This is a genomic window from Neisseria sp. Ec49-e6-T10 (assembly GCF_051132615.1).
In the GTDB taxonomy this organism is placed as follows: Bacteria; Pseudomonadota; Gammaproteobacteria; order Burkholderiales; family Neisseriaceae.
In genome coordinates this window covers 1,974,078-1,987,865 of record NZ_CP152375.1, presented here as the reverse complement: position 1 = coordinate 1,987,865, position 13,788 = coordinate 1,974,078, and the positions used below count along the sequence as shown (strand labels likewise).

Genomic DNA, 13,788 nt, shown 5'->3' with positions numbered 1-13,788 from the left:
TTTTTTTCAAAACCATTTGGACAAATACATATTTGTCCAAACTGAACGCTGTTGCTCTACCCATGCTTTTGGTAAACACATATACTGTTTAAAATCACATAAAACATCTATTGTGCTGCCAACCTGTGCTTCAGAATAATCAACATGATCCAATGTCGTCAATAAATCACCATAGACAAGATGTTCATATTTAATAGTTACCGACTTTTGTATGCATTTTGGTTGATTATTGGGACACGCTAACTGAATCGTTTTAACTGCATCAATATGGGCGGTTTGTACGATATTAAATCCGCTTAATAATGATCTGGCCTCTCTGGTTTGCCACAATGCATTACTGAAGTCTGCACCAAGAAAAAGCAAAATCAATAAAAATGGACCCAATAACCACTTCACGGTGATTACCCTTTTTGGTTTTCTATGGCAACCATTTGTTTAATTGGTGAAAAACCTACTCGATGTTCTGCTAAGACACCAAATTTCTGTAAAGCAGCCAAATGTTCTGCTGTCCCATAACCCTTATGACGGGCAAAACCATACTCTGGATGGACTTCATGTAAAGCATACATCTGTGCGTCTCGCGCTGTTTTTGCCAAAATAGAAGCCGCAGAAATAGCTGGCTCGCTCAAGTCCCCCTTCACAATCGCTCTTGCCGCAACAGGTAATTGAGCCGGTACTCTGTTTCCATCAATCAACACTTCATCAACGGTCATTTTTAGCCCTAAAATGGCTCGTTTCATCGCCAACATAGTGGCATGTAAAATATTTAATTGCGCAATTTCCGCCACATCAGCACTGGCAATAGCATAATCCAATGCTTGTTCTTTAATCATTATTGCCAACTGATCACGTTTTTTCTCAGTTAATTTTTTTGAGTCTGTTAGAAAAGGCAAATCATATTGCCCAGGTAAAATCACAGCGGCAGCAAAAACACTCCCAACTAAAGGGCCTCTACCGGCTTCATCCACGCCCGCTATTTGCATCATTTGTACTTAGCCTCTCTAAACACCACTTCAGCAGCCAATTGATCCGTATCCTGTTTGAGTGACTCATGTAGTCTTAAGAAATCCTCTTGTATGGCCATTTGCTTAGGCTTATTTTGATACCATTCGCTCATCGCCTGAGCCAATTTAGTTGGTGTTGCATCCTTTTGCAGCAACTCTGGCACTGCCGCTTTTCTCAATAAAATATTAGGTAACCCAACAAAAGCGGATTTGATTTTACGTTTTACCCATAAATAAGTTAAATTAGACACTCTATAGCTGATTACCATAGGACGCTTACACAAAGCCACTTCTAAAGTAGCTGTGCCACTGGTTACCAACACAATATCGCTGGCAACAATAGCCATTTGGGCATGCCCATTTAAAATTCTTAAAGGCAAACCTTCTGCATTTTCTTTGTTTAGATGATATTTGAAGCGTTGAAGTGATGCAACCGTTGCTAATGGCACCAAAAAATGTGCTAAAGGATACTCTTGTAACAGTAACTTAGCTGTTTTAATGAATATAGGTGCCATATAATCAATTTCACTGACTCGACTACCTGGCATTAACGTAAAAACTGGATCATTTTGTGGTAATTGCAATTGGTTACGTAAAGACACTCGGTCAGGTTGTAACGGAATCATTTGAGCCAAAGGATGCCCGACAAAAGTTGCCTGCCCCCCTTCTTGCCTATATAGATCAGGCTCCATAGGAAACAAACATAAAACCTCATCAACCTGTTTCACGATTTTTTTCACTCGTTCAGCACGCCATGCCCATACAGATGGACTAACATAATGAATCGTTGGAATACCTGCTTTTTTAAACCAAGACTCTAAAGTTAAATTAAAATCTGGCGCATCAATACCAATAAAAACATTAGGTTGTAAATGAGATAACGTTTGAAAGACTCCTTTTCTGATTCTTAAAAGTTCTGGCAACCTCCTTAATACTTCAACCAAGCCACGCACAGCTAATTTTTCTTGGGGATAAATACTTTTAAAACCTAAAGCATTCATTTGAGCCCCACCAATACCAATAAACTCAGCCTTAGGCTCTTTCGCTAAAATGGCCTTCATCAGGTGAGCACCCAGTAAGTCACCTGAAGCCTCACCTACGACAATACCTATTTTTAAAGGGGCATTCTGGGAAAATGAAACAGACATTAACGAATGATGCCTCTATTGGCTTTACCAAAAAAGTCAATAAACGGTGACAGTTCTGGTACCGTTTGTGCCCGTTCAAGAATCTGTGCTTTAGCCTCTTCAAAAGGCAAACCTTGACGATATAATATTTTATATGCTTGTTTCACCTGAGCAATAGCTTCTTTAGAAAACCCTCTACGCTTTAAGCCTTCTGAGTTAATACCAGAAGGCACTGTGCGATATCCAGCGGCCATCACAAATGGCGGCACATCTTGTGCCACGCCACTGGCAAAAGCAGTCATAGCATGTTGACCAATAACACAAAACTGATGAACCAATGAAAAGCCACCTAAAATAACCCAATCTTCTATGGTCACGTGGCCTGCTAAAGAAGCATTATTAGCAAAAATAGTATGATTACCAATTTTACAATCATGGGCTAAATGAACATAAGCCATAATCCAATTATCATCGCCAATACGAGTGACCCCACCACCTTGAACAGTACCTAAATTAAAGCTACAGAATTCTCGAATGGTATTATGATTACCGATGATTAATTCCGTAGGTTCATCACGATATTTTTTGTCTTGAGGAACCGCGCCTAGGGAACAAAATTGAAAAATCTCATTTTGTTCCCCAATAGTTGTATGACCATCAATCACAACATGTGGGCCAATTTTGGTACCAGAACCAATTTTGACATGTGGACCAATGACGGTATACGCCCCTATGCTAACATCCGTTGCAATTTCTGCTTGTTCATCCACTAATGCGGTTGGGTGAATATCTGCCACAATTAAACCTCTACTTCTCGCTTGGCACACATAACTTCAGCCTCAGCTGCCACCTCACCATCAACAGTGGCAACAGCCTTATACTTAGCGATGCCTCGTTTAGCACTAAGCTGTGTAATTTCAAATACCAATTGATCCCCTGGTATCACTTGTCGCTTAAAACGTGCATTATCGATACCCACAAAAAAGTAAATTTCATTCGGGTTTCTTCCACCAAAACTTAAAATCGACAAAGTGCCAGCAGCTTGAGCCATTGCCTCGATAATCAATACACCTGGCATAACAGGTAAAGAGGGGAAATGGCCTTGAAAAAAAGGTTCATTCAAGGTAACGTTTTTAATGGCTTTCAATCGTGTTTCGGACTCAAACTCTGTTACTCTATCCAATAAAATAAAAGGAAAACGATGAGGCAATAATTTTAAAATATCTTTTGCCTGTAAGGGTAATTCAATATTCACTTCACATCCTCCGAATCTTGATTCATTTGTTCTACTTTATGTTCTAACTGTTTAATTTTATCTGCCATATCACTTAAATGACGCAAATGAATCGCATTTTTTACCCATTCTTTATGCTTCATCAATGGGAAAAATGAAGCATAGTGATCAGAAGAGAGTGATTTGGCCACAGCAGTACCACCACCAATTTGTGTATGGTCTTCAATCTCAATGTGACCAGAAAACATAACGGCACCGCCGATAAGACAATGAGAGCCAATATGGGTACTACCAGCAATACCCACGCAACCGGCAACAGCTGTTGATTTACCTATGTAAACATTATGTCCGACTTGTACCAGATTATCAATTTTAGCGTCATTTTCAATGATGGTATCGTCTAATGCACCACGATCAATCGTAGAGTTGGCGCCAACTTCCACGTAATCTCCAATTCGTACACTGCCTGTTTGGGGTATTTTAAACCATTGATCATTTTCCTTATCCCAAGCAAGCCCAAAACCATCTGATCCAATCACACAACCCGCATGAATACGGACATGCTCGCCAAAACGAACACCTTCATAAACCGTTACATTTGGGAAGAAAACACTATTTTGACCAATAACGACATTATCTGCGATCACACACCCTGCCCCAATATGGCAAAACTCTCCTAGCTGTACATGATCCCCTATCACTACATTAGCATCTATTCTACAACTATCTGGAATATGAGTATTTTGGCCAATCACTGCACTAGGATGTTTATAGGCTCTGAGCTCTTCTTTTGGTAAAAAAAACTGAGCCAACTTAGCAAAGTACAAATATGGATCATCTGTAATAATAAAACTGAAATTACCTTTGAGTAATTTAGCCATACGCTCAGTAACAATTAAAGTGCCAGCCTGACAAGAAGCCAATTGTTTTCTATATTTGCTGCTGGATAAAAAACTAATCTGGTTTTCTTGGGCAGTCGATAAAGAAGCAATCCCAATAACCTCTTTATCCTCGCCTTCTAAAAGCCCACCAATCTGGCCAACAATCGTGCTTAATTTATAAACCATCTCTGAGCCTGCCTTAATTATCTAACGCTTTAATCAACTGCCCTGTTAAGTCAAATTTGGGTTTGACATATACAGCATCTTGTAAAATTAAATCGAAGTCACCTTTTTCTGCCATTTCCTTGATCAGACGGTTGGCTCTTTCTTGTATTGCCGCAAACTCTTCATTTCGTCTTAAAGTAAAGTCCTGAGCCAGCTCTTCTGAAGCGGCTCTATAATTACGATCCAGTGCGGCTAGTTCTCTTTCTAAACGCAAACGATCAGATGCAGAAATATTTGATTTAGACAATTCTTTTTGCAAAGAAACGCCTTCAGATTCCAATTTTTTCAGAACATCACGCTTAGTAGCAAACTCCTTTTCCAGTCGCTTTTGTACAGTTTGTGCAGTTTTTGATTCCCGATACACTCTTTCCGTATTCACAAAACCAAATTTTAGTAACTCATCTGCAAAAGTATGTGTACTCATACCCATAATACAAATCATTAAAACAGCATGAAGTCTGATACTCATGATAAATACCTCTTAAAAAGTTGCCCCCATCTGGAACTGGAAGCGCTGAACTTTATCCTGATCTTTTTTATTAATCGGTTGTGCATAACTAAATTTCAAAGGCCCCATGGGAGATAACCATGTCAATCCTAAACCAACAGAATAACGCAACTCGTCTTTAAACCCACCATCTTCTGTTGTTGAGCCATAATTCCATTTTTTATTTTTATCCCACAAGCTACCCGCATCAGCAAAAAGGCTCATACGAACAGAACGTGTATCTTTCAACCCAGGCATAGGGAATAATAGCTCCACATTACCCACAACTTTGCGACTACCACCTAAATACTCGTCATCTGTATCCTTAGGCCCTAAACTGCTGTTCTCATAACCACGCACAGAACCAATACCACCTAAATAGAAGTTTTGGAAGAATGGTAACTCTGATGTTTTACTGTATCCATCAGCATAACCAATTTCCCCATTGACCATCAAAGTAAAACTCTGACTTAAAGGGAAAAACCACGTTTGTTGATGCGTTAGACGGTAATACTGAATATCCCCACCTGGCAGCCCTGCTTCGGCATTCGCTCTCATGATATAACCACGAGTTGGCCATAAAGCACTGTCACGTTTGTCTCTACCCCAACCAATCGTACCAATAAAAGTCGTATTAGAGGCACCATAACGATTCACAAAATCAACATAACGAAATGGGCTATTATCATATAAAGTAACTTTGGTACGTTCTGCCCCTAAACTAAAGTTAATTCGGTCATATTCAGTAATGGGAACACCTAATCTTGCTGCGACCCCTAGAGTATCTGTTTTATAACGACTGGTATCAATATTATTTGGATCATACACACGCCAATAAGCATCATACCCAACGCTGACACCATCCACTGTAAAATATGGATCGGTAAAGGACAATGAAGCATGCTTATTCGCATCCCCCGTTGAAGCAGATAAAGAAACCGCTTTACCAGAACCGAAAATATTAGACTGAGAAATACTGCCAGTAAACTGAACACCCTCACCTTGAACATAACCAATACCCACATTTGCTGTACCGGTATTGCGTTCAGCCACATTGACATTTAGATCAACCTGATCATTTGTATTTGGCACATTAGGGGACTCTACAGTGACATTATCAAAATAACCTAATAATTCAATACGTTCTTTAGAACGCTGAATTTTACTCATATCATAAACAGAACCCTCTACTTGACGAAGCTCTCGACGAATCACTTCATCACGGGTTTTATTGTTACCAGAAATATTGATTTTATTGACATATACTTTAGGGCCTGGATCAACAGCAAAAGTAAAATCCGCTACAGCTGTTTCTTCATTAATATCAGGAATCACATTGATATTAGCCATGGCATAACCATCATTACCAAAACGACCTTGAATGGCTGTCACATTATCAGCCAGTTTTGAACGATTAAATACGTCACCTTCTTTGACAGTCAGCAATTTATCCAAGTCCTGCTGAGGCACTTCTTTTAAATCGCCAATAAATTTGGTTTGACCAATTTTGAATTTTCGACCTTCTGTGACATTGATATTTAAATAAATATCTGCCTTATCTGGGCTTAGCTCTACCTGTGTTGAATCTAAATTAAATTCCAAATAACCATTATTTTGGTATAAAGCTTTAATTTTCTCCAAATCAGCCGATAATTTTTGCTTCGAATATTGATTGCTACCAGAAATCCAAGTGAACATCCCACCTGTTGTCAAAGACATTTCTTTTAAAATTCTACGGTCAGAAAATACACTATTACCAATAATATCAATTTTTTTAATCTTCGCACTTTTGCCTTCAGTAATGGCTAAGCTTACAGCGACACGATTACGCTCTAACTTTGTGACTGTTGGTGTAATCTCAGCAGCATATTTACCACGATTCACATACTCTTGCTTTAATGACACAATCGCATTACTTAATAATGCCTGATCAAATGGTCTTGAAGGTGCTAAACCAGAAGCCTCTAAGCTCTTTTTCACCTGATCATTTTTAAGCTCTTTGGCACCACTGATATTTAACTCTGTCAAAATCGGACGTTCCACAACAGAGATAATGACGTCATTGCCCTCTGTTTCAACACGTACATCATCAAAAAAACCTGTTGCAAATAAAGATTTAATAGATTCACGTGCTTTATCTGATGAAAAGGAATCGCCTACTTTTATAGGCAGATAGTTAAATACCGTTCCTGGCTCTGTTCTTTGTAATCCTTCAACTCGAATATCTTTAATGGTGAAATCACCTTCGGCAAACGCCACAGAAGACAATGACAAACCTAAAAGCGCCGCCGTAACTAACTTTAATTTCATATTTTGTTATCCAAAATAACGGGAAAAATCATTAAAAAAGGCCAATAACATCAACCCAAACATAATCATAAGTCCAAAACGTAAACCCATTTCTTGCACATACAGGCTTAAAGGTTTACCACGAATCCATTCTATTGTGTAATACACCAAATGCCCACCATCTAATACTGGAATAGGCAATAAATTCAACACACCTAAGCTGATGCTGACAAGAGCCAAAAATTCAATATATGCTGAAAAACTTATTTGTATGCTTTTACCTGCAATATCAGCAATGGCAAGCGGCCCTGAAACATATTCCAAGGAGGCTTTTCCTGTCAACATTTTACCAAAAAACTCAACGGTTAATTTGGCAAAACCCCATGTTTTTGAAACAGCCAAATCAAAAGCTTGAACAATAGTTGGCTGATAAGTATATCGAACTTTTTTATCCCATGCTTGATCCATTTTAGGTTCAATGCCCACAATCCCCATTAATTGCCCATTTTCTTTCCTACTTTCTGGACGAATAGAAATTGTTTTCTCTTGCCCTGCTCTTTGAAAAGTCAAGGACAATTCTTTTCCAGGGCTTTGTCTGATTAGATTTGCCCATGTAAACCAATCAGCAATAGGCTTTTGATCAACAGCAATAAGCACATCATCTTTTTGCAAACCTGCTCTATCTGCAGCACTGTCAGGCAGAACCCTCTGTATTTCAGTATTAATCCGAAAAGGCACAATACCTATATTATTGGTTTTTGGCAATAAATCAATTGCCTCTTTCTCAGATTGAATATTAATACGTAACTGTTCTGTGTCTCCTGCCGCCCTTTTTACCTGAATCACGGGTGATTGGTCATTCATTGAAAACAATAAAGCTGTATTGGCATCTGCCCAATCTTTGACCATTTTACCATTGACTGTTTCAATCGTGTCCCCTGCCTGAAAATTTGCCCGAGCAGCAATACTATCAGGCAAAACCATTCCCACAATTGGTTTAAGCTCTGTAACTCCCATCGTAAAACTAAAGGCATACAATAAAACCGCTAAAATCAAATTGGCTAAAGGGCCAGCCACGACCACAGCAATTTTTTTTAATGGGTGTTGTTGGTCAAATGCATAGGGTAGATCTTCTTCTGAAACTTCGCCCTCTCTGGTGTCAACCATTTTGACATAACCACCCAGAGGGATAGGTGCCAAAGCCCATTCTGTATCCCCTTTTTTTCTAGACCAAAAAGGTTTACCAAAACCGATACTAAAACGTAATACTTTTATCCCGCATAATCTGGCGACCCAAAAATGCCCTAACTCATGTAAAGACACCAATATTAATAGAGCCGTTACAAATGCAACTACGGTAATCAATAAGTTAAGCAAACTAGCTAACATACTTATAATCCTTTAATTGTGCCTGAGCAAAGGCACGAGTTTGCTGATCTTTTTCCAATAAAGCTTCTATACTACCACTTGCTTTATAATCAATATAGTCTAAAGAAGAAGCCACAATATGTGCGATGTCTGTAAATGCTATTCGTTTTTCTAAAAATGCAGCAACGGCGACTTCATTGGCCGCATTCAAAATACAAGGCGCATCTTCTGCTTGATCAAGCGCGTGAAATGCCAATTTTAAACAGGCAAAACGCTCTAAATCTGGTTCAATAAATGTTAATTCTGATAGTTTTTTAAAATCCAACTTTTCAACCTGACTGTCTATTCTTTCTGGATAAGCCATACAGTAAGCAATGGGCGTTTTCATATCAGGTGTGCCCAATTGAGCCAAAACAGAACCATCAATATAACGAACCATACTGTGAATCACACTTTGAGGGTGAATAATAACTTCTATTTGGTTGGCTTTGGCACCAAAAAGCCAGTGCGCTTCAATCACTTCTAAACCTTTATTCATCATTGTGGCCGAATCGACTGAAATTTTTTGCCCCATACGCCAATTTGGATGAGCAACAGCTTGCTCTGGCGTAATGAAATTCATTTCATGTTGAGGTTTATGTAAAAACGGTCCCCCTGACGCAGTCAGTATAATGGATTCAACACCACATTGGTGTAAACCTTTAGAAAAGTGTTTGGGTAGTGATTGAAAAATAGCATTGTGCTCACTATCAACAGGTAAAATCGTTGCCCCTTTGTTTTGCGCCATTTGCATAAAAAGCGAACCTGCAACAACCAAGGTTTCTTTATTTGCCAATAAAATTCGTTTACCTTGCAAAACAGCCGCCCATGTAGGCTTTAATCCAGCAGCACCAACAATGGCTGCCATAACCATATCCACTTCAGAAGCAGACGCTACATCGCATAAAGCCTGCTCTCCATATAAAACATCTGTTGAGCAATTTACGCTTTTGAGCCGTTGCTGTAGAGTTTGTGCCAAAGCAGCCGTTGCCATAACAGCATATTTCGGTTGATACTGAACACATTGTTCATAAAGAACATCAATTTGTTGATGACCCGTTAAAGCAAAAACTTGATATTTTTCTGGATATGCTTGAACCAAAGCTAAAGTGCTTTTACCAATACTGCCAGTTGAACCTAATATTGTAATGTTTTGGCTCATGAAAATGTCCACATGGTTAAAAAAGCAAGCATTGCAGCGTAAACACTTAGAACAGAAACCATTGCATCAACCCGGTCAAAGACACCACCATGCCCTGGCAACAAATGGCTACTGTCCTTAATCCCAGCAGAGCGTTTTAACCAACTCTCAAACAAATCGCCCTCTACACTGATTGCTGTAAACACTAATGCAAACAAAGCCCACGAAAATGGTTCAGGAATAACAGGAATAACGAAACTCCACCATCCTATATATTGAATAAAATAAACATAAGCTAAGACACAAAGAAAACCACCAATAGCACCTTCCCAGCTTTTACCTGGGCTGATATTAATGGCCAATTTGCGCTTACCAAATAAACGTCCAAAAACATAAGCACCGATATCAGCAATCCATACTAATACCATCATAGCCAGTAACGATTTGGTATTGTCTGTAAAAATAAGCTCACCATGACTAAAGTCAACAGCGGCTCTTTGTTGCACCAAAACCAACCAAAAAGGAAAAAACAATACCCAACCAACCAAAATACCACTAAAGCCTGGTTTTAAACGCCATTTGAATTTTAACCATAAAGGAACCACAGCTCCCCAAAAAATCACCACAACAATTTGCTCAACCACACCAAACCGAACACCATAACGGTACACAATGAAACCCACCGCAGCGCTCATCGCAATATAGGTGACCCACATTGGCTTAGGCATCCCCACTAAACGACTGTATTCCCATAAACCAATTAAGGCAATTAACCCTACAAAAATAGCCCAAACTGGTGCATTAGCAAAAAAAAGCATGCCCAACATTAAGGGAAGTAAAACCAATGCGGTTAATATTCGAGGCAATAACATAACTTAAGATCGCTGCTTTTCTGTTGGTAGTTGTTCGGAGGTACGGCCAAAACGTCTTTCTCGACGTTTATAAGAACGAATAGCATCATGTAACGCTTCTTCTTCAAAGTCAGGCCACAATAAATCGGTGAAATATAATTCAGAATAAGCCAACTGCCATAATAAAAAATTGCTGATTCGTATTTCACCACCGGTACGAATAAATAAATCTGGCTCTGGTGCATAATGCGCATAAAGTGCCGAACTTAAGCTTTCTTCCGTCACTTCTTGCACACCTTGAGCAATAAGTTGGTTAACTGCCTGTAAAATATCAAAACGACCACCATAATCAGCGGCAATCGTTAAGGTTAAACCCGTATTTTGTGCAGTTAGTGCCTCAGCTTGCTCTATACAATCTACTATTTCTGAAGAAAATCGTTCTCTAGCACCAATGACCTTTAAACGTAAATTATTTTCGTGTAATCGGGAAACTTCTTTTTGCAATGCTTGTAAAAACATACTCATTAAGAAGCTGACCTCCTCTTGAGGCCTGCGCCAGTTTTCCGTTGAAAAGGCAAATAAAGTTAAGTATTCAACCCCTAAATCGGAACACCTTTTAACGGTATCTTTAACAACATCAAACCCTTTTTTATGACCAACCACTCTGGGCAAAAACCGTTTTTTTGCCCAACGTCCATTACCATCCATAATAATAGCGATATGACGAGGAATATCACGAGCCTCTAATACCGTTTGAGTTGTACTGACAAACAATGTTTTCCCCTAGGCTTAAATAGCCATTAAATCCTGTTCTTTATTAGCCAACATCTTATCGGCTTCTGCAATATATTTATCAGTTAGCTTTTGCACATCTTCTTCACCTTTTCGTGCATCGTCTTCTGAAACTTCCTTATCTTTGAGTAAATTTTTAAACTCATTGTTGGCATCACGTCGTATATTACGAATGGCAACCCGACCATTTTCAGCTTCTGCGCGTACAATTTTAATTAAATCTTTACGACGCTCCTCTGTCAACATCGGCATAGGGACACGAATCAACTCCCCTACTGAAGCTGGGTTTAATCCCAAATCTGAATCACGAATGGCTTTTTCAATTTTGGCAACCATTGTTTTTTCAAATGGCTGTACACTAATGGTACGTGCATCTAACAAACTCACATTAGCGACTTGATTAACAGGCACCATCGAGCCATAATACTCAACTTGAATATGATCCAATAAGCCAGAATGAGCACGCCCTGTACGCACTTTTGCCAAATCTGTTTTCAATGCTTCCAATGATTTTTGCATTTTATGCTCAGCATTTTTTTTGATTTCACTTATCATATCGATTCTTCCTTTTTATACCCTATTATATATGGATATATCCTCTTTTATTAACTATAAAACTTAACAGTGTACCAGCGTACCCTCATCTTCGCCAAGCACTACTCGTGTTAACGCGGCTTCTTTAAAAATACTGAACACTTTAATATTTAAATTTTGCTCTCGGCATAAAGCAAATGCTGTTGTGTCCATTACTTTTAAATTTTTATTAATGGCCTCATCAAAGGTCAATGTTTGATAACGAGTGGCATTAGGATTTTTTTCTGGATCATCCGTATAGACACCATCTACCTTAGTTGCCTTTAACATAATATCACAATTCATTTCTGCACCACGCAGAGCAGCGGCTGTATCAGTCGTAAAAAATGGGTTACCTGTTCCTGCTGCAAAAATAACCACTTTTTTTTCTTCTAAATACTGAATCGCTTTACCACGGGTATAGGTTTCTGTTACTTGCTGCATACTCAATGCCGATTGCACACGGGTGGTCACATGAACACTTTCTAACGCATCTTTTAAAGCCAATGCATTCATCACCGTGGCCAACATCCCCATATAGTCGGCAGTTGCCCGATCCATTCCTTGTGCAGCAGGCGCGACACCGCGAAAAATATTCCCACCACCAACAACAATGGCAACCTCAACACCTAAATCAACAACATTTTTTATTTGTCCAACAATTTGCATAATGGTGTGCCGATTAATCCCAAATGGGTCATCACCCATCAGTGCTTCACCTGATAATTTTAATAACACTCTTGAGTATTTCGCTCCAGCGTAAGTCATCTTGCTTTCCTTTTTATGTTGAACCTAAACCAAACTTTAGCACTGACACCCTTTTAGGTAAGAGCACTTGTAAAAATGGCACTCTATATATAGAGTGCCATTTTTATGATTACTTCAATTAAACTTTCGCAGCAGCAGCTACTTCAGCGGCATAATCAACCACTTTCTTCTCAATACCTTCGCCAACTTGGAATACTGAGAAAGCACGAACAGTTGCGCCTTTTTCTTTTAATAATTGCTCAATGGTTACATCGGGATTTTTAACAAACGCTTGACCTAATAATGTGACTTCCGCCAAGAACTTATTCACACGTCCTTCTACCATTTTAGCAATAATATCTGCAGGTTTACCTGATTGAGAAGCTTGCTCAGTATAAATACGACGCTCTTTTTCAATTGTTTCGGCATCAACCTGATCTTTTGATACGCAAGTTGGACGAACTGCTGCAATATGCATAGCAATATCACGACCCAATTGCTCGTCACCGCCAACATAGTCAACCAACACACCAATTTTCGCACCATGCATATAAGCGGCGATATTTTGGTCTGTTTGAACACGATCAAAGCGACGTACAGAAATATTTTCGCCTAATTTTGCAATCACGGCTTTGCGCATCTCTTCTACAGTCTGGTCACCTACTTTTACGTCACCCAAAGCTTCAATACTGTCTGGATTAGCACTGGCCACTGCTTGAGCAGCTGCATTAGCAAAAGCCAAGAAGCTTTCATCTTTTGCCACAAAGTCTGTTTCACAGTTTACTTCAACCAATACAGCAACATTACCTTCAACTAAGTGTGCAATGACGCCTTCTGCAGCAGTACGGCCAGCTAACTTACCTGCTTTTGCACCAGACTTAATACGTAAAAGCTCTTCTGCTTTTTCCATATTGCCTTCTGCTTCAACCAAGGCTTTTTTGCACTCCATCATACCTAAACCTGTTGCTGCACGTAACTGTGCAACCATTTTTGCTGTAATTTCTGCCATGAAATGAACTCCTAAAATTCT

15 protein-coding genes are annotated in these 13,788 nt (G+C 39.2%); all 15 read right to left on the bottom strand.

Going from position 1 to position 13,788, the window contains the following annotated elements:
- Positions 1 to 6: 6 nt before the first annotated feature.
- The 15 genes from AADH04_RS10170 to tsf all read right to left on the bottom strand — a co-directional run bounded on the left by AADH04_RS10170 (position 7) and on the right by tsf (position 13,767).
- Complete coding sequence (locus tag AADH04_RS10170; protein WP_434777162.1) at positions 7 to 396, bottom strand: hypothetical protein; 390 nt, start codon at positions 394 to 396, stop codon at positions 7 to 9.
- A 5-nt stretch (positions 397 to 401) separates the two neighbouring features.
- Positions 402 to 986, bottom strand: coding sequence for a ribonuclease HII (rnhB, locus tag AADH04_RS10165; RefSeq protein WP_434777161.1), 585 nt, complete (start codon positions 984 to 986; stop codon positions 402 to 404).
- Positions 983 to 2,152 (bottom strand): lipid-A-disaccharide synthase, encoded by a 1,170-nt coding sequence (gene lpxB, locus AADH04_RS10160; protein WP_434777160.1) that lies wholly within the window; start codon positions 2,150 to 2,152, stop codon positions 983 to 985. Before lpxB ends, rnhB begins: the two co-directional genes overlap by 4 nt.
- Positions 2,152 to 2,928, bottom strand: a complete 777-nt coding sequence (lpxA, locus tag AADH04_RS10155; RefSeq protein ID WP_434779833.1) for an acyl-ACP--UDP-N-acetylglucosamine O-acyltransferase — start codon at positions 2,926 to 2,928, stop codon at positions 2,152 to 2,154. The genes lpxB and lpxA overlap by 1 nt, the downstream gene beginning before the upstream one ends.
- Positions 2,929 to 2,930: 2 nt before the next feature.
- Positions 2,931 to 3,386: a 3-hydroxyacyl-ACP dehydratase FabZ gene (gene fabZ / locus AADH04_RS10150; protein WP_434777159.1), complete on the bottom strand. Its 456-nt coding sequence runs from the start codon at positions 3,384 to 3,386 to the stop codon at positions 2,931 to 2,933.
- Positions 3,383 to 4,432 carry a UDP-3-O-(3-hydroxymyristoyl)glucosamine N-acyltransferase gene (gene lpxD, locus AADH04_RS10145; RefSeq protein WP_434777158.1) on the bottom strand — a complete coding sequence of 350 codons (1,050 nt, stop codon included), beginning with the start codon at positions 4,430 to 4,432 and terminating at the stop codon, positions 3,383 to 3,385. The genes fabZ and lpxD overlap by 4 nt, the downstream gene beginning before the upstream one ends.
- Before the next feature lie 13 nt (positions 4,433 to 4,445).
- On the bottom strand, positions 4,446 to 4,940 hold the full coding sequence (locus AADH04_RS10140; protein WP_434777157.1) for an OmpH family outer membrane protein: 495 nt from the start codon (positions 4,938 to 4,940) through the stop codon (positions 4,446 to 4,448).
- 12 nt (positions 4,941 to 4,952) lie between these two features.
- Positions 4,953 to 7,268, bottom strand: coding sequence for an outer membrane protein assembly factor BamA (gene bamA / locus AADH04_RS10135; RefSeq protein WP_434777156.1), 2,316 nt, complete (start codon positions 7,266 to 7,268; stop codon positions 4,953 to 4,955).
- 6 nt (positions 7,269 to 7,274) lie between these two features.
- Positions 7,275 to 8,612: an RIP metalloprotease RseP gene (gene rseP / locus AADH04_RS10130; RefSeq protein WP_434779832.1), complete on the bottom strand. Its 1,338-nt coding sequence runs from the start codon at positions 8,610 to 8,612 to the stop codon at positions 7,275 to 7,277.
- A gap of 13 nt (positions 8,613 to 8,625) precedes the next feature.
- Positions 8,626 to 9,816 carry a 1-deoxy-D-xylulose-5-phosphate reductoisomerase gene (gene ispC / locus AADH04_RS10125; protein WP_434777155.1) on the bottom strand — a complete coding sequence of 397 codons (1,191 nt, stop codon included), beginning with the start codon at positions 9,814 to 9,816 and terminating at the stop codon, positions 8,626 to 8,628.
- Positions 9,813 to 10,667 (bottom strand): phosphatidate cytidylyltransferase, encoded by an 855-nt coding sequence (locus AADH04_RS10120; RefSeq protein ID WP_434777154.1) that lies wholly within the window; start codon positions 10,665 to 10,667, stop codon positions 9,813 to 9,815. The genes ispC and AADH04_RS10120 overlap by 4 nt, the downstream gene beginning before the upstream one ends.
- Positions 10,668 to 10,670: 3 nt before the next feature.
- Complete coding sequence (locus AADH04_RS10115; protein ID WP_434777153.1) at positions 10,671 to 11,420, bottom strand: isoprenyl transferase; 750 nt, start codon at positions 11,418 to 11,420, stop codon at positions 10,671 to 10,673.
- A 15-nt stretch (positions 11,421 to 11,435) separates the two neighbouring features.
- A complete protein-coding gene (frr, locus tag AADH04_RS10110) occupies positions 11,436 to 11,993 on the bottom strand; it encodes a ribosome recycling factor (protein WP_434777152.1) in 558 nt (185 codons plus the stop codon).
- 63 nt (positions 11,994 to 12,056) lie between these two features.
- Positions 12,057 to 12,779: a UMP kinase gene (gene pyrH, locus AADH04_RS10105; protein ID WP_434777151.1), complete on the bottom strand. Its 723-nt coding sequence runs from the start codon at positions 12,777 to 12,779 to the stop codon at positions 12,057 to 12,059.
- 118 nt (positions 12,780 to 12,897) lie between these two features.
- Complete coding sequence (gene tsf, locus AADH04_RS10100; protein ID WP_434777150.1) at positions 12,898 to 13,767, bottom strand: translation elongation factor Ts; 870 nt, start codon at positions 13,765 to 13,767, stop codon at positions 12,898 to 12,900.
- Between the last annotated feature and the right edge of the window lie 21 nt (positions 13,768 to 13,788).